Origin of the sequence: Curtobacterium sp. Leaf261, from assembly GCF_001422205.1 — a bacterium.
In the GTDB taxonomy this organism is placed as follows: domain Bacteria; phylum Actinomycetota; class Actinomycetes; order Actinomycetales; family Microbacteriaceae; genus Curtobacterium.
Window position 1 is genome coordinate 145,976 of sequence record NZ_LMMJ01000010.1, and the last position, 23,459, is coordinate 169,434.

Genomic DNA, 23,459 nt, shown 5'->3' on the forward strand with positions numbered 1-23,459 from the left:
CCCCGTGTTCAGAACACCGTCCGTCGCGCCGACGTCGGCGCCGGAACCAGTGGCGCCTACGCGTCGAGCTGGCTGACCAGCTCGTCCGCGAGACCCGTGTAGGTGCCGGGCGTCAGGTTCGTCAGGCGCGCCTTCGCACCGTCGGAGATGTCGAGCCCGTTCACGAACGACACGAGCTCGGCACGACCGACACGCCTGCCGCGGGTGAGCTCCTTGAGCAGGGCGTAGGGGTCCTCGATGTCGGACTGTCCGGCGGTGACCTCGGCCCGGATCACCGTCTGGATCGCTTCGGCGAGCACCTCCCAGTTGCCGTCGAGGTCCTCGGCGAGCCTGGTCTCGTTCACCAGGACCTCACCGAGCCCGCGGCGCAGGTTGTCGAGCGCCAGGAGTGAGTGGCCGAACGCGACGCCGATGTTGCGCTGCGTGGTCGAGTCCGTCAGGTCCCGCTGGAGCCGGCTCGTCACGAGGGTCTCGGACAGGGTCGAGAACAGCGCGGTCGAGATCTCGAGGTTCGCCTCGGCGTTCTCGAAGCGGATGGGGTTGATCTTGTGCGGCATGGTGGAGGACCCGGTGGCGCCGGCCTGCGGGATCTGCGTGAAGTACCCCATCGAGATGTACGTCCAGATGTCCGTCGCGAGGTTGTGCAGGATGCGGTTCGCGTGCCGGACCCGGTCGTAGAGCTCGGCCTGCCAGTCGTGCGACTCGATCTGCGTCGTCAGCGGGTTCCAGGTGAGCCCGAGGGACTCGACGAACTCCCGCGAGAGCGTCGGCCAGTCGGCTTCGGGATCGGCCGCGAGGTGTGCGGAGAACGTGCCGGTCGCGCCGGAGAACTTGCCGAGGTACTCGCTGTCCTCGATCTGCGCGAGGACCCGCTCGAGGCGGTAGACGACCACCGCGAGCTCCTTGCCGAGCGTGGTCGGGGTCGCCGGCTGCCCGTGCGTGTGGGACAGCATCGGGACGGCTCGGAGCGCGACGGCCTGCTCGCCGAGCTGGTCGATCACGGCGCGGAACGCGGGCAGCCAGACGTCGGCGACGGTGTCCCTGACCGTGATCGCGTACGAGAGGTTGTTGATGTCCTCGCTCGTGGCCGCGAAGTGCGTCAGCTCGGCGATGCTGTCGAGGCCGAGCTCGGTGAGCCGCGCCCGGACGTAGTACTCGACCGCCTTGACGTCGTGGCGGGTGGTGGCCTCGAGGCGGGCGAGCTCGTCGATCGCCGGCTGGCCGAAGTCCTCGACCACGGCGCGGAGCGCGGCCTTCTGGTCGATCGAGAGCGGCGACGTGGTGAACATCGCGTGATCGGTCAGGAAGACCAGCCACTCGACCTCCACCCGGACGCGGGCGCGGTTCAGGCCCGCTTCGGAGAGGTGCTCTCCCACCCTGTGCACGATCGGGAAGTACCGCCCGTCGAGCGGGCTGATCGGCTGCGGGGGAAGAGGTGTCATGAGGCTCCCTGACGGACTGCCGGTTCGATCTGGTGGAAGAGGGCCTCCGACGCCCGCTCGATGGTCGCGAGGACCCGGTCGAACTCCCGCCGGTCCGCGTAGTACGGATCGGGGACGTCGGCGTGTTCTGGCCAGGCGGCGTCGTACCGCAGCATGAGCGTCACCTTGGCGGCATCGTCCATCGTCGGTGCCCATGAGCGCAGTGCGCGTTCGTGGGACCGATCGAGTGCGACCACCAGGTCGAAGTCCGGGAACCGGTCCGGATCGAACTGACGGGCGCGATGCCTGCTCCCATCGTATCCGCGCGCGGCGAGGGCGGCGATCGTCCGCTCGTCGGCCGGTTCGCCGACGTGCCAGTCGCCCGTGCCGCCGGACTCGATGTGGAAGCGGGAGGCGACCCCGGCGTCCTCGACGACCTTGCGGAAGACGATCTCGGCCATCGGGGAGCGGCAGATGTTGCCGCTGCAGACGAACGAGATACGGAACAGCGACGGCGGGGCGTCGGCGTCCAGGGGCATCTGCACATCATGACGCACGACCGCTCTGCGCGCGAGACCTGACTCTTGCTCAGCGTCATCGGCGGGCCTCGCCCTCATGTCGTGACATGGATGTGCTTGACTTGCTGGCGACGAGCGGCTCGACCCCCGCCCGCAGACGAAGGAGTCACACGATGCCACATCGTTTCGCCCTGCTCGGGGCCGGGTTCATCGGTTCCGTCCACGCCGCGAACCTCGCCGCGCACCCCGGCATCGACTTCCGGTTCGTCTACGACATCGACGCCGCCAGGGCCGAGGCGCTCGCGAGCAGGCACGGTGCGCAGGCCACGACGGACCTCGCCGAGGCGTTCGACCCGGCCGAGATCGACGCGGTCTACATCGCCTCGTCGACGGACACGCACGCCGAGCACCTCCGCCGGGCCGCCGACGCCGGGATCGCGGTGCTCTGCGAGAAGCCGATCGACCTCGACCTCGCGGCCGCCGTCAGCACCGTCGAGCACGTCGAGGCCTCGGGGATCACGGCGATGGTCGACTTCAACCGCCGCTTCGACCGCGACCACGCGGCGCTCCGCGAGGTGGTCGCGTCAGGGGGCGTCGGTGACGTCGAGCTCCTGCAGCTGACGAACCGCGGGCCGAGCGTGCCGCCGCTGTCCTACATCGCGGTGTCGGGCGGGCAGATGCGTGACCAGACCGTGCACTTCTTCGACCTCGCGTGCTGGATCGCCACCGCGGGTGCGGGGGACACCACGCCCGTCGAGGTGTTCGCGGCCGGCTCCGCGCTCGCCGAACCGCGGCTCGTCGAGCACGGGGACGTCGACACCTCGGTCGTGACGATGCGGCTCGCGAACGGCGCCCTCGTCCAGATCGACAGCGTGCGGCGGACCGGGTACGGCTACGACGAGCGGATCGAGGCGATGGGGTCGACCGGCCTCGTGGAGTCCCGTCGGCAGCAGTCCGCGAACGTCGTGCGCTACGGCGCGGAGGGACTGGTGGGGAGCCCGTTCCACGCGGGGTGGTTCGAGCGTGTGCAGCCGACGTACGCGGCAGCGCTCGGGCACTTCGTCGGTGCGCTCGACGGCGAGCACCCGGTGGGGCCGAGCCTCCGCGACGGCCTGCGGGCGCAGGCGATCGCCGAGGCCGCGACGGAGTCGCTCCGGACGAACCGCCCGCAGCCGGTCACGCTCCCCTGACGGACGCAAGTAGGTGACGGACTGGAGGGACGGTGCCAGCTGGCACCGTCCCTCCCGTCCGTCATGTGGTCCGCTGGTGCGGCTACGCGCGCCCGCGGCCGGTGACCGGGCGCAGCACGAGGCCGATGAGCCAGGCGAACACCGCGAGCACGAGCGCACCGACGATGGCCCAGCCGAAGCTGTCGACCCGGAGCCCGAAGCCCATCAGGTCGGAGATGCCGTCGACGATCAGCAGGAGTACCGCGTTCACGACGAACGAGATCAGCCCGAGGGTCAGGATGTAGATCGGGAACGCCACGATCCGGATGAGCGTGCCGATGACGCCGTTCACGAGGCCGAAGACGAAGGCCACGAGCAGGTACGTGAGGACGGTCTGGACGACACCGTGGTCCCCGAAGGCGACGACCTCGACACCGCTGACGATGAGGGTCGTGAGCCACAGGGCGACGGCGTTGATGACGAGCCGGACGAAGAAGCGCATGGCATCATTCTGCCCGTCGGTAGGCTGAGAGCGTGACCAGTCCCGTCCGTCTCCGTCCCGAGATCGCCGCGCTCCCCGCCTACCGACAGGGTCGGCAGGCCGCCGCCGACGCGTTCAAGCTCTCGAGCAACGAGAACCCCTTCGACCCGCTGCCCGGGGTCGTCGAGCGCGTGCAGGCCGAGACGGCGTACAACCGCTACCCGGACGCATCGGCCACCGCGCTCCGCGTCGCGCTCGCGGCCCGGTTCGGCCTCACCGTCGACGAGGTGCACGTCGCCCCCGGGAGCGTCTCGATCCTCCACGAGCTCGCGAAGGCAACCTCGGCCCCCGGCGACGAGATCGTCTACGCGTGGCGGTCGTTCGAGGCCTACCCGGGGCTCGTCACGGTGGCCGGCGCGACGAGCGTGCAGGTGCCGAACCGTCCGGACGGCGGGCACGACCTCGACGCCCTCGCCGCCGCCGTCACCGACCGCACCCGCATGGTGATCGTCTGCTCCCCGAACAACCCGACGGGGCCGATCGTCACCGAGCACGAGTTCCTCGGCTTCATGGCCGCCGTGCCGAGCGACCTGCTCGTCGTCCTCGACGAGGCCTACGCGGAGTTCGTCACCGATCCCGACGCCGTCCGCGGTCCCGGCCTCCTCGAGCGGTTCCCGAACCTCGTCGTCCTCCGCACCTTCTCGAAGGCGTACGGACTCGCCGGCCTCCGCGTCGGGTACGCGCTCGGACCGGCATACGTCCTCGACGCCGTCCGGTCGACCGCCATCCCGCTCTCGGTGACCGCGCAGGCGCAGACCGCCGCGATCGCGAGCCTCGAGCACGAGACCGAGCTGCTGGAGCGGGTCGCGAGCATCGTCGCGCTCCGCGACCGGGTGCGGACCGCGCTCGTCGAGCAGGGTTGGGACGTGCCGGCGGCCCAGGGCAACTTCGTGTGGCTGCCGACCGGAGAGCACACGGCGCACGCAGCCGAGGCGTTCGCCGCCGCCGGTGTCATCGTCCGCGCGTTCGACCCGGAGGGCATCCGGATCTCGATCGGCGAGCCCGAGGCTGTGGACAGGCTCCTCCGCACCGCCGCCGACCTTGTGCGTGCCCTCACACAGTAGGTCCGGTGGGGGCGGCTAGGTTGGTCGGCATGCCATTCAGCGCCGCGGAGACAGCGACGACCCCGATCCGCCTCCTCGATGCCGACGGACGGTTCGTCGAGGACGACGCCAACGCCGAGTTCGCCGCCGTCGCGCGTGCCCTCTCCGACGACCAGCTGCTCGCCCTGCACCGCGACATGGTGGTGACGCGGCGCTTCGACCACGCGGCATCGAACCTGCAGCGGCAGGGGCAGCTCGGCCTCTGGGCGCCGAGCCACGGGCAGGAGGCCGCGCAGGTCGGCTCCGCGCATGCCCTCCGGGAGCAGGACCACGTCTTCCCGTCGTACCGCGAGCACGCCGTCGCCCTGACCCGCGGCGTCGAGCCACTCGAGATCCTCCAGGTGTTCCGCGGCAACAAGCACGGCGGCTGGGACCCGGACGAGCGCGGCAACACGCACATCTACACGCTCGTCATCGGGTCCCAGGCGCTGCACGCCACCGGGTACGCCATGGGCCAGAAGCTCGACGGCGTGGTCGGGACCGGCGACCCGGCCGTCGACGCGTGCTCGATCGTCTACTACGGCGATGGCGCGACGAGCCAGGGCGACGTCAACGAGGCCTACGTGTTCGCGGCGAGCAACCAGGCCCCCGTCGTGTTCTTCCTGCAGAACAACCACTGGGCGATCTCGGTGCCGGTCACCGTGCAGTCCAGGACCCCGCTGTTCGAGCGCGCACGGGGCTTCGGCATCCCGAGCATCCACGTCGACGGCAACGACGTCCTGGCGTCCTACGCGGTGTCCCTCGCCGCGACGGAGGCCGCCCGGAGCGGTGGCGGGCCCCGGTTCATCGAGGCCGACACCTACCGCATCGGCGCGCACACGAGCTCCGACGACCCCACGAAGTACCGCGGCGAGGACGAGCTGGCGGGCTGGGTGGCCCGCGACCCGATCGCCCGCTCGGAGAAGTACCTGCGCTCCCGCGGCGTCGACGAGTCGTGGCTGACCGCGATCGACCAGGAGGCCGAGGACGTCGCGGCCGACGCACGTCGTGGCATCACCGGGCTCGTCGGCCCGGACGCCGAGGCGATGTTCGACCACGTGTACCGCGAGCCGCACCCGCTCATCGACGAACAGCGCGCCTGGATCCGTGCGTACGAGGAGTCCTACGGGGACTCGTCGGCAGCGGACGGCACCGCAGCGAAGGGATCGACCCGATGACCGACACGACAGCCGCCGACACGACAGCCGCCGACACGACAGCCGCCGACACTGCGGTGTCCGACACGACGGTGTCCGACACCGAGCAGCTCTTCGACTACACGCTGCGCGCGCACGCGGGCGCCGGGTCCCTGCCGGACGGCGAGCCGGTGCAGACCCTGGCGATGGCGAAGGCGCTGAACGCGGGTCTTGCGCGAGCGATGCAGGACGACCCGAAGGTCCTGCTCATGGGCGAGGACATCGGCACGCTCGGTGGGGTCTTCCGGATCACCGAGGGCCTGCAGGCGCGCTTCGGCGCCGACCGCGTGATGGACACCCCGCTCGCGGAGGCCGGGATCATCGGCACGGCGATCGGGCTCGCACTCCGCGGGTACCGGCCGGTCGTCGAGATCCAGTTCGACGGCTTCGTCTGGCCGGGGTTCGACCAGATCACCTCGCAGCTCGCCAAGATGGCGAACCGCCTGCCGGCGCACATGTCGCTGCCGGTCGTCGTGCGGATCCCGTACGGCGGGCACATCGGGGCGATCGAGCACCACCAGGAGAGCCCGGAGGCGTACTTCGCGCACACCCCCGGTCTGCGGGTGGTGAGCCCGAGCACGCCGAACGACGCGTACTGGATGATGCAGGACGCGATCCGCTCGGACGACCCGGTGATCTTCTTCGAGCCGAAGAGCCGGTACTGGCCGAAGGGCGAGGTCGACCTCGTCGACGGTCGGGTCCCGCTGCACACGACCAGGGTCGCCCGGCCCGGCACCGACGTCACGGTCATCGGCCACGGCGCGATGGTCGCGACGCTCCTCGACGCTGCCGTCCTGGCGGCGAACGAGGGCACGAGCCTCGAGGTCCTCGACCTCCGTTCCCTGTCCCCGATCGACTGGGAGCCGATCCTGGCCTCGGCCCGGAAGACGGGCAGGGTCGTCATCGCGCAGGAGGCCTCACAGTTCGTGAGCCTCGGCAGCGAGATCGCGGCGACGATCGCCGAGAAGACCTTCTTCACGCTCCAGGCGCCGCCGCTCCGGGTGTCCGGGTTCGACATCCCGTTCCCGGTCTCGAAGCTCGAGCACCTCCACCTGCCGGATGCCGATCGCGTCCTCGAGGCCGTCGACCGCGCACTCGCCTACTGACACCAGCGCCCGGACGGCACGCGGCCGTCCGGGACACGACCGCACGACCGGGACTCCGAGTCGGAGCACGAGACGCAAGGAACACGATGTCCGTCGCAGAATTCCCCCTCCCCGACGTGGGAGAGGGCCTCACCGAGGCCGAGATCGTCCAGTGGCGTGTCGCGCTCGGGGACGTGATCGAGATCGACCAGGTGATCGTCGAGATCGAGACCGCCAAGTCGCTGGTCGAGCTGCCGTCGCCGTTCGCCGGAACGGTCACGCACCTCCTGGTCGAGGAGGGGGCGACCGTCGAGGTCGGCGTGCCGATCATCCGTGTGGACTCCTCCGCGGACGCGCCACAGGACCGCCCGGGAGGCACGGTGCAGGACGCGTCCCCGGCTCCCGTCGCGCAGGTGGTCGCGCCCGCCACCCCGGCGGTCGCCCCCGCAGCATCCGTCGACGCTCCGGCCCGCGACACCTCCGCCCCCGGCACCGCCGCAGTCGAGACCCCGGCGGCCGAGACCCCGGCGCCCGAGACCTCCGGCGCGAACCTGGTCGGCTACGGATCCCCGACCGGCGCCACGTCGCGTCGCAAGCCCGGTGCCCGCCGGGCCGCGGCCGCCGCGCTCGAGGCGAGCCGTGCCTCCAGTCGGGCCGATGCCGAGCAGTCCGTCCAGCGCCGCCCGTCGAGCGTGCCGGCCGCCTCCGCGCTCCCGGTCGTGGCGAAGCCGCCGATCCGGAAGCTCGCGAAGGACCTCGACGTCGACCTTGCGTCGGTGCAGGCGACCGGTCTTGCGGGCGAGGTCACCCGTGACGACGTCATCCGGCACGCCACGCAGGCGAGCCTGTTCCGGAACATCGAGACGCCGGAGTGGGCCACCGACCGCGAGGAGCGCATCCCCGTCAAGGGCGTGCGCAAGGCCATCGCGACGGCCATGACCACGAGCGCGTTCACCGCGCCGCACGTCAGCCTGTTCGTCGACGTCGACGCCACCCGCACGATGGAGTTCGTCGCCAGGCTGAAGACCTCCGCGACGTTCGCCGGCGTCAAGGTCTCACCGCTCCTCGTGATGGCGAAGGCGATCATCTGGGCCGTCCGACGGAACCCCACCGTGAACTCGACGTGGACCGACCGCGAGATCCTCGTGCACCACTACGTGAACCTCGGGATCGCCGCCGCGACACCCAGGGGCCTCATCGTGCCGAACGTCAAGAACGCGCAGGACATGTCGCTGTTCGAGCTCGCGCAGGCCCTCGAGCAGCTCACGCTCACGGCGCGCGACGGCAAGACCACGCCGGAGGACATGGCGCAGGGCACCGTGACGATCACGAACATCGGGGTGTTCGGCATGGACACCGGGACGCCGATCCTCAACCCGGGCGAGGTCGGCATCGTGGCGATGGGCACCATCAAGCCGAAGCCGTGGGTCGTCGACGGGGACGTCCGCTCGCGGATGGTCACCACCATCGGGGCGAGCTTCGACCACCGCGTCGTGGACGGCGACGTCGCGAGCCGCTTCGTGGCGGACGTGGCCTCGGTGATGGAGGAGCCGGCGCTGCTCCTCGACTGACTGTGCACAGGTGGGGCGTGCGGGGATCGTTGTGGTCCAAACGACCATTCGGTACGATCGGGTCATGTCGACAGTTCTGGCCGTCTCAGAAGCAAAGCGTCAGCTCGGCGCGATCATCGATCGGGCACACCTCGCGCACGACCCCGTCTACCTGACACGGCGCGGGCACCCGGTGGTCGCGATCGTGGACGCGATCGAGTTCGACCGGCTGCTGCGGTTGGCCGAGGACGCCGAGGATGCGATCGCCGCGATCGCAGCGCGTCGGGAGATGGCGGAGACCGAACAGACCCCCGTGCCGTGGGATGACGTGAAGGCCGAACTGGGTCTCGTGTGACCTACGAGGTCGAGATCGCTCCGGTCGCCCTCCGCCAGATCCGCAAGCTCGACGCTGTCGCGCGGCGGCGGGTGCAGGCGGCGGTCGAGCTCCTCGCCGACGAACCTCGACCGCCAGCCGCGACCATGCTCGTGAACAGCGGGGGAGCGTGGCGTGTCAGGGTCGGGGACTACCGGGTGGTCTACGAGGTGGAGGACGACCGCTTGCTCGTGCTCGTGCTCGCCGCAGGACACCGGAGGGCTGTCTACCGCTGACGTCCAGCGCTCCGGAACACCTGCTCGCCGCGGCCTCGGATCAGCGGTCGTCGTCCTCGCGGCGGTCGCGCTCGGCGTCCGCGAGGGTGCCATCGGCCAGCTCGCCCGTGGCCAGTCGCTGCTGCCAGACGATGCTCGCCGCCGCCCCGCTCAGGACGGCTTCGGGCTCGCGTCCCTGCGCATGTGCGAGCGCCGAACCGAGGCCGGCCGTGATGCTGCCGCCCATCGCTCCCAGGGTCTCGAAGACCTCTTCCTGGCGCTCCGTGAGCGGCTCGTCGACGAGCGTGTCGACCGTGTCCTTCAGGTTCGCCTCACTCGCCTCGACCATGGCGAGGTCCCCGGAGGACATCGCCGTCGCCTCGGCGATCACGGCGAGTCCGAGGCGCGCGGCCTCCTCCTGGACACGCTGCAGGCGTTCCTGTTCCGGTTCGTCCGGCTGGCCCTGCTCCTGATCCGACATGGGGTGCACGGTACCCCGCCCGTCCCGCAGCTTCCGAGGGGCCGATCAGGTCGCGACGGACCATGCGGGGTGCGTTCGGGGTACGTGCGGTCGCGCGAGACTGAGCACCGCCGTCGCGTTCCCGGTTGAATCGAGGACATGACGACCTCCTCGCGACACCCGCTCGGTGTCACGCTCGTGGACGGTGGCGCCAACGTCGCCGTCTTCTCCTCCACCGCCGACCGTGTCGAGTTCTGCCGGTTCGACGACGACGGCACCGAACACCGCACCGAACTGACCGACCGCACGGGGTACACGTTCCACGGCATCGTGCCGGACGTCGCCGTCGGCACCCGGTACGGGCTCCGCGTACACGGCGCGTGGGATCCCGCGGCCGGACTCCGGCACAACGGCGCGAAGCTGCTGCTCGACCCGTACGCGACCGAGATCGACGGCGGGTACGACTGGGGTCAGGCTGTGTTCGGACACGACGTGGACGACCCGGACACCATCGACGAGACCGACTCCGCGGCCGCGATGCCGAAGTGCGTCGTGTCCGATCGCTCCTTCGACTGGGGCGACGACACCGCTCCCGGCACGCTGCTGTCCGACACCGTCGTCTACGAGACCCACGTCAAGGGCTTCACGAAGCAGCACCCCGACGTTCCCGAGGACGTCCGCGGCACCTACCTGGGGCTCGCGCACCCGGCGGCGATCGAGCACCTGACGGACCTCGGCATCACCGCGGTCGAGCTCCTCCCGACCCAGCAGTTCGTGCAGGACTCCACCCTGGAGGACAAGGGGCTCCGGAACTACTGGGGGTACAACTCCATCGGCTTCCTGGCCCCGCACAACGAGTACGCGAGCGTGCCCGGCGCACAGGTCCGAGAGTTCAAGGAGATGGTGAAGGCGCTCCACGCGGCAGGCCTCGAGGTGTGGATGGACGTCGTCTACAACCACACCGCCGAGGGCAACCACATGGGCCCGACGCTGTCCTTCAAGGGCATCGACAACGCCACCTACTACCGCCTGGTGGAGGGCGACGAGGCGAACTACTTCGACACGACGGGCACCGGCAACAGCCTCAACGTGTCGCACCCGGCGGCGCTCGCGCTCATCATGGACTCGCTCCGGTACTGGGTCGAGGAGATGCACGTCGACGGCTTCCGGTTCGACCTGGCGACCACGCTCACGCGGCAGGACGGCGAGGCCGAGAAGCACTCCGCGTTCCTCGACATCATCCACCAGGACCCGGTGCTCCGGAACGTCAAGATGATCGCGGAGCCGTGGGACACCGCCGGGTACCAGGTCGGTGGCTTCCCCGCGGACTGGTCGGAGTGGAACGGCAAGTTCCGCGACGACGTCCGGTCGTTCTGGGGCGCGGAGCAGGGCACGCTCGGCGCGTTCGTCCAGCGCGTGCTCGGCAGCCCCGACGTCTACGAGGGGTCGCGTCGGTCCCCGATGTGCAGCATCGACTTCATCACCGCGCACGACGGGTTCACCCTGGCGGACCTGACGTCGTACGCCGAGAAGCACAACGAGGCCAACGGCGAGGACAACAACGACGGCGAGAGCGACAACAAGTCGTTCAACGGCGGCATCGAGGGCCCGACCGACGACGGTGCCGTGAACGAGTACCGGGACCGGCAGCGCCGGAACCTCCTCGGCACCCTGCTGCTGTCCGCCGGCGTGCCGATGATCCTCGGTGGCGACGAGATCGCTCGCACGCAGGGTGGCAACAACAACGCCTACTGCCAGGACGACGAGATCTCCTGGTTCGACTGGGCGGCCGCCGACCAGGACCTCCTCGAGTTCACGCGCAGGGCGATCGCGTTCCGGCGCGAGCACACCGCGCTCACCCCGGAGTGGTTCCGGACCGCACCGGCCGACGGCGCGACCGAGACCGTCCAGGTGCTCCGTGCCGACGCGCGTCCGTTCGAGGACGCGGACTGGGCCGACGGGGGGAACCTCGCCGTGACGCTCGTCGTGAGCGACGGGGACGACACCGTCGCGATCCTGGTCAACGCCTCGCAGACGACCGTCGAGTTCAGCCTGCCCGGTCGCCCCGGTGCCGGAGAGCACGCGTGGCGCCTCGGGCTGTCGAGCGACCCCGGGCAGCAGGTCGACGGTTCCGGCGAGACCCTGCTCGTGCGCGACGCGTCGTTCACCGTCCTGGTCTGAGCACCGGGCCAGGGCCCTCCCTGCATCGGTGCCGCTACTGTTGGTGTCAACTGGTCATGTCCGCACAGGACCAGTTGACATCAACAGTGCGATGACCGAGGAGCGGTACCCGATGGCGGAACGCATCACCGAGGGAGCGGTGCCGAAGCACGAGCAACTGCGGCGGATCCTCCTCGAACTCGCCACCGGGCACATGCAGCCGGGTGCGGCGATCCCGTCCGAGCGCCAGCTCATCGCCGAGTACGGCGTGAGCCGCATCACGGTCCGCGAGGCGCTCGGCCAGCTCGTCAACGAGGGCTACCTCACCAGGGTCCGCGGCAAGGGGACCTTCGTGGCGCACCGACCGGTCCAGTCGACGCTGCACCTCGCGAGCTTCACCGAGGAGATGCGCGCACTCGGCCACGTGCCGACGACGGTCGTGCTGGTCCGCGAGGAGGCTGTGCCACCGACCGACACCGTTGCCGCGCTGCACGTCGACGAGGGGGCGACGGCGTTCCACGTCAAGCGGCTCCGGCTCGCGGACGGCGTCCCGGTCTCCATCGACGACGCCTGGTTCGTGCGCGACCTGATGCCGGGGCTCCTCGACCACGACCTCAGTCGGTCGATCTACTCGCTCGTGGCCGATCGCTACGACACCCCGATCGACCGTGCGCAGCAGACCGTCGCGGCAGACCCGGCGTCGGACGACGTCGCGACGCTCCTGGGGACACGGACGGGCTCGCCGGTCCTGGTGTTCGACCGGGTCTCGTTCTCGGGCGACCGTGCGGTCGAGCACACCCGGAGCTGGTACCGGAGTGATCGGTACCGCGTGCAGATGGAGGTGCGTGCGTCGGAGCCGCGTGCCGTCGGTCGGACCTGACCCGCGCCTCCCGTCCGGTGGGCTGCCGCAGCCCGCGCGCCGGACGGGAGGCACGGCCGCAGTCCGCCCCGCCGCCCACGGGACACCGCCTCCCGCACCCGGGACGCCGCCCCCGCGCGCAGGACACCGCCTCCCGCACACCGCACCGCGTTGCAGCGCGGTGTCTCGTGCGGAGGGCGGTGTCTCGTGCCAGCGCCGCTACGCGGTGAAGAGCACGTCCCCGGCGGCGACCGTCGAGCCGACGGTGGTCTGGGGGACGGAGTCGGGTGCGGACCCGAGCACGACGACGGGGCAGACGGGGGAGTAGCCCGCGGCGATGATCGTGTCGGGCTCGAACCGGACGATCGGCGCGCCGGCCTCGACGGTGTCGCCCTCGGCGGCGAGGAGGGTGAACCCCGAGCCGCTCATCTTGACGGTGTCGATGCCGACGTGCACCAGGACGTCCGTGCCGGCCGTGCCCTGGAGCGCGAACGCGTGCGGGTGCAGCTTGACGATGGTGCCGGCCACGGGGGCGACGGCCGTCACGGCGGCGTGCGCGTCGGATGGGTCGACGGCGACCCCGGCTCCGACGAGCTGCCCGGCGAAGACCGGGTCGGGTACGTCCGCGAGTGCGACGACCGGTCCGGCGAACGGTGTCAGGACGTCCGTCATGCGTCGTCGTCCATCAGGTCCTCGATCTCCTGCGCCAGGTTGTCGGCCTCCGGGCCCACGATGACCTGGACGCCGGTGCCGATCGCGACGACCGCGATCGCCCCGGCCTTCTTGAGCGCTGCCTGATCGACGAGCGAGGGGTCCGAGACCTCGGTCCGGAGGCGCGTGATGCAGCCCTCGACCTCCTCGATGTTGTCGACTCCGCCGAGTCCGGCGATGATGTCCTCTGCCTTCGACATGGTTCCTCCTGGTTGATGCGACTGGTGTGTCCGGTGCGTCTCGTCCGACCGGTGGCCGGTGCAGTGTCCGGTGCGGTGTCCGGCGCAGGTTTGACATGCGTGTCCGGTCTGTGGAGACTACCGACTGGTCATGACCGGACAGTACCGCTGTTCTCTGGACAGTACCGATCAGGACCCGTGGCTCCAAGCCTGCACCCATGCTCCCCGGAGCGACGACTCCACCCAATGACGAGAGGACTCCCGATGAGCGCCACGACCGCCACGGACGTCACGGCCAAGCCCCAGAAGAAGCCGAGCCGCTTCTTCGCCAACGCGCAGCGACTCGGGCGGAGCCTGCTCCTGCCGATCGCCGTCATGCCGGCCGCGGGGATCCTCAACCGCATCGGTCAGCCGGACCTGCTCGGCGCGATCCCCGGTTTCGAGACCGGTGCCGGTGTGATCGGTGCCGCCGGTGGCGCGATCTTCACGTGGCTGCCCCTGCTCTTCGCGGTCGGCATCGCGATCGGCTGGGCGAAGAAGTCCGACGGCACGACGGCGCTCGCCGCGGTCGTCGGGTACATGGTCATGTACCAGGTGTTCGCGATCATGTCCCCGATCGTGCTCGCCGGGGTCAAGGACGCGAACGGCGACCAGGCGACCATCAACTTCGGCGTCCTGGGCGGCATCGTGATGGGTCTCGTCGCGGCGACGCTCTGGCAGCGGTTCCACCGGACGAAGATGCCCGACTTCCTCGGGTTCTTCTCCGGGCGCCGTCTGGTCCCGATCCTCACGGCCGTCGCCGGACTGGTCATCGCGGTGCTGATGTCCTTCGTGTACCGCTACTTCGACATCGCCCTGACATGGGCGGGTGAGCAGGTCGCGGCCCAGCCCGTGATCGGTGGCGGGATCTTCGGCACCGCGAACCGTCTCCTCATCCCGATCGGTCTGCACCAGCTCCTGAACTTCTTCCCGTGGTTCCAGCTCGGCAGCTTCAACGGACCGAACGGCGTGGTGTCCGGCGACATCGCCCGCTTCCTCGCCGGCGACCCGACGGCCGGCACCTTCATGACGGGCTTCTTCCCGATCATGATGTTCGCGCTCCCCGCCGGTGCCCTCGCGATCTGGCGCCACGCGAAGCCGAAGAACCGCAAGGTCGTCGGCTCGATCATGATCTCGGCGGCGCTCACCTCGTTCGTGACCGGCATCACCGAGCCCCTCGAGTACTCGTTCATGTTCGTCGCGTGGCCCCTCTACGTCGTGCACGCGGTGCTCACCGGGACGGCCCTCGCGCTCGTGAACGCGCTCGGCATCCACGACGGCTTCTCGTTCTCCGCGGGTGCGATCGACTACATCCTCAACTTCGGCAAGGCGAAGGGGGCGATCTGGCTCATCCCGATCGGCCTCGCCTACGCGGCGATCTACTACTTCCTGTTCTCGTTCGTGATCAAGAAGTGGAACCTCAAGACCCCCGGGCGCGAGGACGACGACGCGGCGGAGTCGGTGGAGGCAGCGACCAAGGCGTAGGTCGCGGACGCGACCACCTGACGGACGGGAGGCGCGGTGCCAGCTGGCACCGCGCCTCCCGCCCGTCTGTCCGTCGGCGATCAGGCGACCGGGTCGTCGGCGTCCGTCGTCGGCGTGAACCGGAGCCGACACACGCCCGGCGTGACGTGCGGGTGGACGGCGAGCGTGGCGTGCGGGCCGTCCGCCTGGGACAGGACCCGTTCGAGCACGGACAGGTGCGCGGCGCAGAGGTCGTCCCCGACCTCGGCCCACGTGGCCGTGATGGGGCACTGCACGGTCAGCCCCGCGCCGTCCTCGGCGACGCTGTCCTCGGCGACGCTGTCCTCGGCGACCGGTTCGAATCCGTGCCGGTCGAGGTGGTCGAGCACCAGGGCCCGCTGGGCGAACCCCGCGACGTCCGGGTCGCCGCCGTCCCGTCGCTCGGCCGCGCGGGCGATGTCGAGCGCCGAACGGACACCGGACGGTCCGAGCACGTCGGGCGCATGCGCGGTCCCCATGCCGTACAGGACGCGCGGGCGGCCGCGGAGTCCGCGGTGCTCGACGACCGCGACGACGAAGCGCTCGGCCACCAGGCGGTCGAGATGCTGCCGCGCGGAGTTGCGGTGTACACCGAGGTGGTCCGCGACGGACTGCCCGGTCGCCGGGCCGTGCGCGACCAGGTAGGCGAGGATCTCGCCGCGGCGTCGGGAGAACACGCCGCGTCGACGTCGGTCCAGGGTCGAGGGGTCTTTCTGACGGGGCATCGATCCAGAATACCGCGGTGAAACACCTAATCTCAGCACATGGTCAACCACGGTTCCTACCCCCTGCACCTGCTGTCCGCGTCCGCGCGAGCGGTCGTCGAGGCCACCGCTCCCGTCGTCGCTGCCCGGATGCCGACGATCACCCCGGACTTCTACCGGAGGCTGTTCGACGCGCACCCCGAGCTGCTCGACGGGATGTTCAACCGGTCGACCCAGGCATCCGGTCGGCAGTCGTCGGCGCTCGCCGGCAGCGTCGTCACGTTCGCGGTCGCGCTGCTCGACGGTCACCACCCGGTCGACCTCGTCAACCGGATCGCCGGCCGTCACGCGTCGCTCGGCGTCACCGAGCCGATGTACGCGATCGTGTACGAGCACCTCTTCGCGGCGATCGCGGCAGACCTCGGTGACGCTGCGACCGACACCGTGGTCGCCGCCTGGACCGAGGTGTACTGGCTCTTCGCGAACCTCCTGACGGCCCGCGAGCGAACGCTGTACGGGCAGCAGGCGAACTCCGCGCACTGGACGCCGTGGCGGATCGCCGCGACGACACCGCGCTCGTCCACGGTCCGCGAGTTCACCTTCGACCCCGCGGACGACACGCCGATCACGGCGGCGTCGGCCGGGCAGTACGTCGGTGTCCGGGTGACGATGCCCGACGGCGTGCGACAGGTGCGCCAGTACTCGCTCCTCGGACCGGGGACTGGCCGCCGCGTGGCGGTCAAGCTCGACGAGGGCGGCGAGGTCTCCCCGGTCCTGCACGCGCTCGAGCCCGGCGCGCTCGTCGACCTGTCGAACCCGTACGGCGACCTCACGCTCGACGACCGCAGCACGCCGCTCGTGCTCGCGACCGCGGGCATCGGATGCACGCCGGCACTCAGCTTCCTGGAGCAGCTCGCCGCCAGGGAGAGCGAGCGCGAGGTGCTGGTGCTGCACGCGGAGCGCTCGCGTGCGGAGTGGGCCTTCTCGACCGCGATCGCCGGGCTCGTCGACCGCCTGCCGAACGCGTCCCTGGAGACCTGGTTCGACGACGAGCCGCCGCGCTCGCGGATGGACCTGTCGTCGGTCGCACTGCCGCGGGACGCCGACCTGCTGCTCTGCGGCCCGGTGGGGTTCATGCAGGCGATCCGGCACCAGGCCGTGGCGACGGGGATCCCGGACGAGCGGATCCGGTACGAGGTGTTCGGGCCGGACTCGTGGCTCAAGTCGAGCTGAACCGCGATGGACTCCGATCCGGTTTTGACAATCATTATCAACAAGCGCTAGCGTCGAGGACATGCGAACCCGTTCCCTCCTCGCCGTGCCGCTCATCGTGGGCGCGGCAGCCATGGCCCTCTCCGGCTGCTCCACCTCGTCGGCCACGGGCGGCTCCGGTTCCGGTTCGAGTGACGGGGGCGGGGGCGGGGGCGGCGCGATCCGGGTCGTCGCGTCCACGAACGTCTACGGCGGCATCGTCAAGACCATCGGCGGCGCCCATGTCGACGTCACGAGCATCCTCGACGACCCGTCCCAGGACCCGCACTCGTTCGAGGCGGACGCCCGCACCCAGCTCGCCGTCTCGAAGGCGGACATCGTCATCGAGAACGGCGGCGGGTACGACCCCTACATCGACACCCTCATGAAGTCGACGGGCTCCGACGCCGACCTGGTGAACGTCGTCAAGCTGTCGGGGCTGCAGAAGGCCGGCGACGACGAGTTCAACGAGCACGTGTTCTACAGCTACCCGACGATGACCCAGTTCGTGGCGCGCATCCAGGCCGAGCTCACGCAGCGGGACACCGCCGACGGTGCGACGTTCGCGACGAACGCGACGAAGCTCACGGCACAGCTGCAGAAGCTCGAGTCGTCGACGTCCTCGCTCGCCGAGCAGTACAAGGGCGACCGGGTGTCGTACACCGAGCCCGTGCCCGGCTACCTGTTCGACGCGATCGGACTCGACAACGTGACTCCGGAGGCGTTCTCCGAGGCCATCGAGGAGGGGGACGACGTTCCCCCGGCCGCGCTCAACCAGACGCTGAACCTGTTCTCGGGCAGTGACCCGGTCACGCTGCTGGCGTACAACGACCAGACGTCGAGCCCGGAGACCGAGAAGGTCCAGCGTGCCGCGGAGTCCGCCGGGGTGCCGGTGGTCGGTGTCACGGAGACCCTCCCGAAGGGGGAGGATTACATCTCGTGGCAGCAGAAGAACATCGCGCGCATCTCGGCGGCGCTCGCCAAGTGACCGACGCCGTGCTCGAGCTCCGCGACGCGGGTCTGGCCTACGGCGCGCGGGAGCTCTGGCGCGGGCTCGACCTCGACGTCGCCCCGGGGGAGTTCGTCGCCGTCCTCGGGCCGAACGGCGCCGGCAAGACGAGCCTCCTGCGGACGGTCCTCGGGCAGCAGCAGCTGACGAGCGGCACCATGTCGTTCCTCGGCGAGCCCGTCGCCCGCGGTCACCGGCGCATCGGGTACATCCCGCAGCAGCGCCTCATGGAGTCCGGCACACCGATGCGCACCCGCGACATGATCGCCCTCGGCGTCACCGGCCACCGCTGGGGCATCCGGCGCGAGCGACCCGCGGAGCGCACCCGGATCGACGAGCTCGTCGCCCAGGTCGGGGCCGCCGCGTTCGCCGACGCCCCGGTCGCGGAACTCTCCGGTGGCGAGCAGCAGCGTGCCCGCGTCGGCCAGGCGATCGCGTCCGACCCGGCGCTGCTCCTCTGCGACGAACCGCTCATCTCGCTCGATCTCCGACACCAGCGCGAGGTCACCGGACTCATCGACCGGCAGCGACGGGAACGGCACGCCGCCGTGCTGTTCGTCACCCACGACGTCAACCCGATCCTCGACGTCGTCGACCGCGTCCTCTACATCGCCGGCGGTCGTTTCCGGATCGGCTCCCCGGACGAGGTGCTCCGGGCGGACGTGCTCTCCGACCTCTACGGGACCCCGGTCGACGTCGTCCGGACGATGGGCCGCATCGTGATCGTCGGCTCGGCCGACGCACACGACCACGCCGACCACCACCACCACGACGTCGACCCGCACGGGTCCGGGCGGCACGACGAGGGGCTGGTGCGCTGATGGACCCGCAGCACCTGCTGTCCACCGTGTTCTCGTTCCAGGACTTCCCCGAGCTCGTCGCGCTCGTCAAGAACTCGATCATCGCGGGCGCCGTGCTCGGGATCGTCGGCGGACTGATCGGCCCGTTCGTGATCACCCGGAACATGCCCTTCGCGGTGCACGGGATCAGCGAGCTCTCGTTCGCCGGGGCATCGGCAGCACTGCTGCTCGGCGTGAACGTCGTGACCGGGTCGCTCGTCGGCTCGCTCCTCGCCGCGCTGCTCATCGGCGTGCTCGGGTCGAGGGCCCGCGAGCGGAACTCGATCATCGCCGTCCTCATGCCGTTCGGCCTCGGGCTCGGCATCCTGTGTCTCGCGCTGTACCGCGGGCGGGCCGCGAACAAGTTCGGGCTGCTGACCGGTCAGATCGTCTCGGTCGACAACCCGCAGCTCGGGTTCCTCCTGGTCGTCTCCGCGATCGTCGTCGTGACGCTCGTCGTCGTCTGGCGTCCGCTCATGTTCGCGAGTGTCGACCCCGACGTCGCGGCGGCCGCGGGCATCCCGGTGCGGACCCTCGCGATCGTGTTCATGCTCGTCCTCGGGCTCGCGACCGCCGTGTCCGTGCAGATCGTCGGGGCGCTCCTCGTCCTGTCGCTGCTCGTCACCCCGGCGGCTGCGGCACTGCGGCTCACGGTGAACCCCGTGCTCGTCCCGGTGCTGTCGATGGCGTTCGCGGTGACGAGCGTGGTCGGCGGGATCCTGCTCGCACTCGGCGGCGGGCTCCCGATCAGCCCGTACGTCACGACGATCTCGTTCCTCATCTGGGTGGTGTGCCGCATCGTGGGCTCCCGCCGTGAGGCACGGGGTCGCACCCGCACCGCCCACCGTCCGGACCGAGCGGACCACCGGTCGGAGAACCTCGAGGAGGTCGGCGCATGAACGCCGTCGCAGCCGCCGGAGCGGGAGCAGCCGCCGGAGCAGGCAAGAAGCGCAACACCTGGCAGCGTGAGGCCGTCCGCGAGGCGCTCGGCTCCACCGAGGGCTTCGTCAGCGCGCAGGCCCTCCACGCGCATCTGCGGGACGAGGGGTCGTCGATCGGTCTCGCGACGGTCTACCGCGCCCTGTCCGACCTGGCGTCCGACGGGTCCGCGGACTCCCTCCAGCAGGACGGCGAGTCGCTCTGGCGCGCCTGCACCCCCGGCACGCACCACCACCACCTCATCTGCCGCATCTGCGGGACCACCGTCGAGATCGAGGCGGACGAGGTCGAGGAGTGGGCGCACCGCGTGGCGGCCGAGCACGGGTTCACCCGGGCAAACCACGTCGTCGACGTCTTCGGCGAGTGCGCGGCCTGCTCGGCGCGCGCTGCGGCGGGTGCGCTGGACGAGGACCCGGACCGGACGAGTGGGCACATCTGAGACCCATCGGGTGTCCAGGGGTCGCAGATGCGACCCCTGGGCGACCGCCGGACGGGAGGCACGATGCCAGGCCGACCCGTGCCTCCCGTCCGGAATGCGCTCGTGTCCGGTGCATCGCGGGGTGCGCGCGTAGCGTCCGGTCGGTCGGCTGCGTCCAGCGGCCCCGACCACGTGAGGACCACCCCGTGCGCACGCCACCCATCAAGCCCGCCGACCTGACCGAAGCGAACCGCGACCTCGACGCCGCGCTCCGCGAGCTCATCGGACAGTCGTTGCGGGGCTTCACATCGGAGGACGAGGACGGTGCCCTCATCGGCCCGTTCGCTCCGATGCTGCACTTCCCGGAGCTCCACGAGCCGATCCTCCAGTGGATGCGCGTGCTCGTCGGGAAGGCCACCCTGCCCGGATCGGTCCGCGAGGTCGCGATCCTGACCATCGGCGCACGACTCGGCGCCCGCTACGAGCTGTACGCGCACAGTCGAGTCGCAGGCGACAAGGGGCTCGCACCGGAGGCGGTCGCGGCGCTCGTGGCAGGGCAGCGCCCGACGACCCTGTCGGCCGAGGAGGTCGTTGCGCATGACCTCGCGGCGGTCCTCCACGCAGGCGGAGCCGTCCCGGGAGCCCTCTACCGAGCCGCACTCGAGGCGTTCGGACGCGACGGCACCGCGGAGCTCGTCCACCTCGTCGGGCAGTACGCCGTCGTGTCGATGCTCCTCAACGCCTACGACGTGCCGGTGCCAGCAGACGCAGACTGACCCTCGCCATCCGCGACGCACCGGGGGTAGCCTGCCCGCCATGCACGTGATCATGGTCCCGGGGATGTGGCTCGACGCGAGTGCGTGGGACGCGGTCGCGCCGATCGTCCGGCAGGCCGGGCACGACGTCGAGACGCTCAGCCTGCCTGGGCAGGGCTCGCGCACCGCCGACCGCACCGGCATCGGCTTCGACGACTGGGTCCAGGCCGTGGTCGACCGGATCGATGCGGCGTTCGAGGCAGGGGCAGGGTCCGAGGCGGGGGCGGCGTCCGAGGCAGGGGCGGGGTCAGCGCAGATCGCCCTCGTGGGGCACTCCGCCGCAGGGACCGTCGTGTCCGTCGCGGCCGATCGCCGGGCGTCGAGGATCGGTGCCGTCGTCCACGTGGACAGCGCACCGTTCCCCGAGGGTGACCACACCAACGACGAGTTCCCGGTCGTGGACGGCGAGATCCCGTGGCCGGACCGCTCGGGGTTCGGCGACGCGATGCTCCGGGACATGACCGACGAGCTGTGGGCGACGATGTCCGCGCGTGCGGTTCCCGTTCCCGGGGGCACCGCCGTGCAGTCGTTCCGGTTCACGGATCCAGCACGGCACGCGATACCCACGACGGTCATCGCGAGTGAGATGTCCCCCGACGAGCTGTCCGAGGGGATCCGCTCGGGCGCCGGGTGGGCCTCCGAGCTCGCGGCGACCGAGGACCTGCGCATCGTCGGGCTCGACACGGGTCACTGGGCGATGTTCACGCGCCCGGAGGAGCTCGCCGCGCTGATCGTGGATGCGCTGGCGCCGCGTCCGCTGGTCTGAGCACCCGCGTCCGCCCGCCGGAGCGCCGCGCCCGCTTGCCCGAGCACCCGAGTCCGCTTGCCCGAGCACCCGCGCCCGCTTGCCTGAGCACCCCGGGTCGCGTACGCTTGACCCTTGGTCCGTCACGCCTGCGTGACGGAGCAGTTTGTTCAGCCCCCTCGCCGTCGCAACCGCCGCGGCCAGTCGGGCGGCACGCACACCCCCTCGCCAGCATTCCGGCCCCTCGGGACCGGACCACGGCGCGTGCGTGCCAGGCAAGTGACCTTGGGTGTGGCCGATCGGCCGCACGGTACTCAAATCAGGAGGACACAATGGCAGCAGTCTGCCAGGTGACCGGCGCCGTTCCCGGCTTCGGACACGCGATCTCACACTCGCACCGCCGGACGAAGCGTCGCTTCGACCCGAACGTGCAGAAGAAGACCTACTTCGTTCCGTCGCTGCGCCGCAAGGTGACGCTGACGCTGAGCGCGAAGGGCATCAAGGTCATCGACGCACGCGGCATCGAGTCCGTCGTCAAGGACCTCCTCGCACGTGGGGAGAAGATCTGATGGCGAAGCGCGGCCAGGACGTCCGTCCGATCATCAAGCTCCGTTCCACTGCGGGCACCGGGTTCACCTACGTGACCAAGAAGAACCGTCGGAACAACCCCGACCGTCTCGTGCTGAAGAAGTACGACCCGGTCATCCGCAAGCACGTCGATTTCCGCGAGGAGCGCTAAGCATGGCCAAGAAGAGCATGATCGCCAAGAACAACCAGCGAGCCGTGATCGTCGAGCGCTACGCCGAGCGACGCCTCCAGCTCAAGAAGGCCCTCATCGACCCGAACGGGACCGACGAGAGCCGCGAGGCAGCACGCCTCGGCCTGCAGAAGCTCCCGCGCAACGCGTCGCCGGTCCGCCTCCGCAACCGCGACAGCATCGACGGGCGCCCCCGCGGGATCCTCACGGAGTACGGCGTCAGCCGTGTCCGTTTCCGCGACATGGCCCACCGTGGTGAGCTCCCCGGCATCACGAAGAGCTCCTGGTAAGCCCTCAGGCCCCAGCGTCCGAACGCCCCTCGATCTCTTCGATCGGGGGGCGTTCGGCATTCTGCGTCCGTCAGCACGGAAAATGCGGGTCACATTCGCCCCATGAGCCACACAGACCCCTGAGAAGGGCGGAAATCCGGGCGAGTTGGTGAGTTGCGACGTGTCTGGCTGATAGGTTGCCAGAGGTTCCACGGGCCCTCGGCCTGGTGGTCTGTACCGATCGTGTGCGACTCGCATCCGGTCATTACCGCAGAGAAGTCCGAGGAGGACTAATGGCTGACAAGTCACTGAACCGTACCGAGCTCGTTGCCGCTGTCGCGGCGGAGTCGGGCCAGAGCCAGGCCGCCGTGAACGGCGTCGTCGACGCGCTCTTCACCGTCGTCTCGAAGTCCGTCAGCGACGGCACGAAGGTCACGATCCCCGGGTGGATCGCCTTCGAGAAGACGCACCGCGCCGCGCGCACGGGCCGCAACCCGCAGACGGGTGCCGCGCTCGAGATCGCCGCGAGCGACAGCGTCAAGGTGAGCGCCGGCTCGAAGCTCAAGGCTGCCGTCAAGTAGGACAGCACCACTGCGTGAGAAGGGGACGGCTTCGGCCGTCCCCTTCTTCGTGCGCCGGGGTGCGCCCGTCT

Annotated in this window: 27 protein-coding genes and 1 pseudogene; 21 read left to right on the forward strand and 7 right to left on the reverse strand. The window is 70.4% G+C overall.

Annotated elements, in window-relative coordinates:
• Positions 1–56 precede the first annotated feature (56 nt).
• Positions 57–1,442, reverse strand: a complete 1,386-nt coding sequence (gene purB, locus ASF23_RS13975) for an adenylosuccinate lyase (protein WP_055954880.1) — start codon at positions 1,440–1,442, stop codon at positions 57–59.
• Positions 1,439–1,960, reverse strand: coding sequence for a low molecular weight protein-tyrosine-phosphatase (locus tag ASF23_RS13980; protein WP_055954883.1), 522 nt, complete (start codon positions 1,958–1,960; stop codon positions 1,439–1,441). The genes purB and ASF23_RS13980 overlap by 4 nt, the downstream gene beginning before the upstream one ends.
• A 152-nt stretch (positions 1,961–2,112) precedes the next feature.
• Here ASF23_RS13980 and ASF23_RS13985 point away from each other — a divergent pair, with 152 nt between their 5' ends.
• A complete protein-coding gene (locus tag ASF23_RS13985; RefSeq protein ID WP_055954885.1) occupies positions 2,113–3,129 on the forward strand; it encodes a Gfo/Idh/MocA family oxidoreductase in 1,017 nt (338 codons plus the stop codon).
• Between the two features lie 82 nt (positions 3,130–3,211).
• Here the strand turns inward: ASF23_RS13985 and ASF23_RS13990 are convergent, their stop codons facing one another.
• The gene (locus ASF23_RS13990) at positions 3,212–3,610 is read right to left on the reverse strand and encodes a phage holin family protein (RefSeq protein ID WP_055954889.1); all 399 of its coding nucleotides are present in this window, start codon (positions 3,608–3,610) and stop codon (positions 3,212–3,214) included.
• A gap of 32 nt (positions 3,611–3,642) precedes the next feature.
• On the opposite strand from ASF23_RS13990, the gene ASF23_RS13995 reads away from it, so the two are divergent.
• The 6 genes from ASF23_RS13995 to ASF23_RS14020 all read left to right on the forward strand — a co-directional run bounded on the left by ASF23_RS13995 (position 3,643) and on the right by ASF23_RS14020 (position 9,171).
• Positions 3,643–4,713 carry a histidinol-phosphate transaminase gene (locus tag ASF23_RS13995; protein WP_055954891.1) on the forward strand — a complete coding sequence of 357 codons (1,071 nt, stop codon included), beginning with the start codon at positions 3,643–3,645 and terminating at the stop codon, positions 4,711–4,713.
• Positions 4,714–4,742: 29 nt separating this feature from the next.
• On the forward strand, positions 4,743–5,909 hold the full coding sequence (locus tag ASF23_RS14000) for a thiamine pyrophosphate-dependent dehydrogenase E1 component subunit alpha (RefSeq protein ID WP_055954893.1): 1,167 nt from the start codon (positions 4,743–4,745) through the stop codon (positions 5,907–5,909).
• Between the two features lie 164 nt (positions 5,910–6,073).
• The gene (locus ASF23_RS14005; protein WP_055955507.1) at positions 6,074–7,033 is read left to right on the forward strand and encodes an alpha-ketoacid dehydrogenase subunit beta; all 960 of its coding nucleotides are present in this window, start codon (positions 6,074–6,076) and stop codon (positions 7,031–7,033) included.
• A gap of 86 nt (positions 7,034–7,119) precedes the next feature.
• On the forward strand, positions 7,120–8,583 hold the full coding sequence (locus ASF23_RS14010; RefSeq protein WP_055954896.1) for a dihydrolipoamide acetyltransferase family protein: 1,464 nt from the start codon (positions 7,120–7,122) through the stop codon (positions 8,581–8,583).
• A gap of 64 nt (positions 8,584–8,647) precedes the next feature.
• Positions 8,648–8,917: a type II toxin-antitoxin system Phd/YefM family antitoxin gene (locus ASF23_RS14015; RefSeq protein WP_055954897.1), complete on the forward strand. Its 270-nt coding sequence runs from the start codon at positions 8,648–8,650 to the stop codon at positions 8,915–8,917.
• Positions 8,914–9,171 (forward strand): type II toxin-antitoxin system RelE family toxin, encoded by a 258-nt coding sequence (locus tag ASF23_RS14020; RefSeq protein WP_055954900.1) that lies wholly within the window; start codon positions 8,914–8,916, stop codon positions 9,169–9,171. The genes ASF23_RS14015 and ASF23_RS14020 overlap by 4 nt, the downstream gene beginning before the upstream one ends.
• A gap of 40 nt (positions 9,172–9,211) precedes the next feature.
• Here the strand turns inward: ASF23_RS14020 and ASF23_RS14025 are convergent, their stop codons facing one another.
• Positions 9,212–9,631: a hypothetical protein gene (locus tag ASF23_RS14025; RefSeq protein ID WP_055954903.1), complete on the reverse strand. Its 420-nt coding sequence runs from the start codon at positions 9,629–9,631 to the stop codon at positions 9,212–9,214.
• 138 nt (positions 9,632–9,769) lie between these two features.
• On the opposite strand from ASF23_RS14025, the gene glgX reads away from it, so the two are divergent.
• Complete coding sequence (gene glgX, locus ASF23_RS14030; protein WP_055954907.1) at positions 9,770–11,791, forward strand: glycogen debranching protein GlgX; 2,022 nt, start codon at positions 9,770–9,772, stop codon at positions 11,789–11,791.
• A 91-nt stretch (positions 11,792–11,882) separates the two neighbouring features.
• Entirely contained in the window at positions 11,883–12,650 is a 768-nt protein-coding gene (locus tag ASF23_RS14035; RefSeq protein WP_235510903.1) for a GntR family transcriptional regulator, read from the forward strand.
• Positions 12,651–12,848: 198 nt separating this feature from the next.
• On the opposite strand, the gene ASF23_RS14040 is transcribed toward ASF23_RS14035, so the two are convergent.
• Both ASF23_RS14040 and ASF23_RS14045 read right to left on the reverse strand, forming a co-directional pair.
• Positions 12,849–13,301 carry a PTS sugar transporter subunit IIA gene (locus ASF23_RS14040; protein ID WP_055954911.1) on the reverse strand — a complete coding sequence of 151 codons (453 nt, stop codon included), beginning with the start codon at positions 13,299–13,301 and terminating at the stop codon, positions 12,849–12,851.
• Positions 13,298–13,582, reverse strand: a pseudogene (locus ASF23_RS14045) (glucose PTS transporter subunit EIIB); the annotation flags it as partial. The gene ASF23_RS14040 and the pseudogene ASF23_RS14045, both read right to left, overlap by 4 nt.
• Before the next feature lie 201 nt (positions 13,583–13,783).
• Here ASF23_RS14045 and ASF23_RS14050 point away from each other — a divergent pair.
• The gene (locus ASF23_RS14050) at positions 13,784–15,043 is read left to right on the forward strand and encodes a PTS transporter subunit EIIC (RefSeq protein ID WP_055954917.1); all 1,260 of its coding nucleotides are present in this window, start codon (positions 13,784–13,786) and stop codon (positions 15,041–15,043) included.
• 80 nt (positions 15,044–15,123) lie between these two features.
• Here the strand turns inward: ASF23_RS14050 and ASF23_RS14055 are convergent, their stop codons facing one another.
• Positions 15,124–15,786 (reverse strand): helix-turn-helix transcriptional regulator, encoded by a 663-nt coding sequence (locus ASF23_RS14055; RefSeq protein WP_156364533.1) that lies wholly within the window; start codon positions 15,784–15,786, stop codon positions 15,124–15,126.
• A 69-nt stretch (positions 15,787–15,855) separates the two neighbouring features.
• Here ASF23_RS14055 and ASF23_RS14060 point away from each other — a divergent pair, with 69 nt between their 5' ends.
• The 11 genes from ASF23_RS14060 to ASF23_RS14110 all read left to right on the forward strand — a co-directional run bounded on the left by ASF23_RS14060 (position 15,856) and on the right by ASF23_RS14110 (position 23,388).
• Positions 15,856–16,998, forward strand: coding sequence for a globin domain-containing protein (locus ASF23_RS14060; protein ID WP_055955513.1), 1,143 nt, complete (start codon positions 15,856–15,858; stop codon positions 16,996–16,998).
• Positions 16,999–17,059: 61 nt separating this feature from the next.
• Positions 17,060–18,004, forward strand: a complete 945-nt coding sequence (locus ASF23_RS14065) for a metal ABC transporter solute-binding protein, Zn/Mn family (protein ID WP_055954923.1) — start codon at positions 17,060–17,062, stop codon at positions 18,002–18,004.
• Positions 18,001–18,846, forward strand: a complete 846-nt coding sequence (locus ASF23_RS14070; RefSeq protein WP_055954927.1) for a metal ABC transporter ATP-binding protein — start codon at positions 18,001–18,003, stop codon at positions 18,844–18,846. Before ASF23_RS14065 ends, ASF23_RS14070 begins: the two co-directional genes overlap by 4 nt.
• Positions 18,846–19,763: a metal ABC transporter permease gene (locus ASF23_RS14075; protein ID WP_055954930.1), complete on the forward strand. Its 918-nt coding sequence runs from the start codon at positions 18,846–18,848 to the stop codon at positions 19,761–19,763. The genes ASF23_RS14070 and ASF23_RS14075 overlap by 1 nt, the downstream gene beginning before the upstream one ends.
• Complete coding sequence (locus tag ASF23_RS14080) at positions 19,760–20,242, forward strand: Fur family transcriptional regulator (RefSeq protein ID WP_055954933.1); 483 nt, start codon at positions 19,760–19,762, stop codon at positions 20,240–20,242. Before ASF23_RS14075 ends, ASF23_RS14080 begins: the two co-directional genes overlap by 4 nt.
• A 185-nt stretch (positions 20,243–20,427) precedes the next feature.
• Positions 20,428–20,997 carry a carboxymuconolactone decarboxylase family protein gene (locus tag ASF23_RS14085; RefSeq protein WP_055954936.1) on the forward strand — a complete coding sequence of 190 codons (570 nt, stop codon included), beginning with the start codon at positions 20,428–20,430 and terminating at the stop codon, positions 20,995–20,997.
• Positions 20,998–21,037: 40 nt separating this feature from the next.
• Complete coding sequence (locus ASF23_RS14090; RefSeq protein ID WP_055954939.1) at positions 21,038–21,802, forward strand: alpha/beta fold hydrolase; 765 nt, start codon at positions 21,038–21,040, stop codon at positions 21,800–21,802.
• A 311-nt stretch (positions 21,803–22,113) separates the two neighbouring features.
• Complete coding sequence (rpmB, locus tag ASF23_RS14095; protein ID WP_055954942.1) at positions 22,114–22,350, forward strand: 50S ribosomal protein L28; 237 nt, start codon at positions 22,114–22,116, stop codon at positions 22,348–22,350.
• The gene (gene rpmG, locus ASF23_RS14100) at positions 22,350–22,520 is read left to right on the forward strand and encodes a 50S ribosomal protein L33 (protein WP_055954944.1); all 171 of its coding nucleotides are present in this window, start codon (positions 22,350–22,352) and stop codon (positions 22,518–22,520) included. The genes rpmB and rpmG overlap by 1 nt, the downstream gene beginning before the upstream one ends.
• Before the next feature lie 2 nt (positions 22,521–22,522).
• Complete coding sequence (gene rpsN, locus ASF23_RS14105; protein WP_055954948.1) at positions 22,523–22,828, forward strand: 30S ribosomal protein S14; 306 nt, start codon at positions 22,523–22,525, stop codon at positions 22,826–22,828.
• A gap of 272 nt (positions 22,829–23,100) precedes the next feature.
• Positions 23,101–23,388 carry an HU family DNA-binding protein gene (locus ASF23_RS14110; protein WP_055954951.1) on the forward strand — a complete coding sequence of 96 codons (288 nt, stop codon included), beginning with the start codon at positions 23,101–23,103 and terminating at the stop codon, positions 23,386–23,388.
• Positions 23,389–23,459 lie beyond the last annotated feature (71 nt).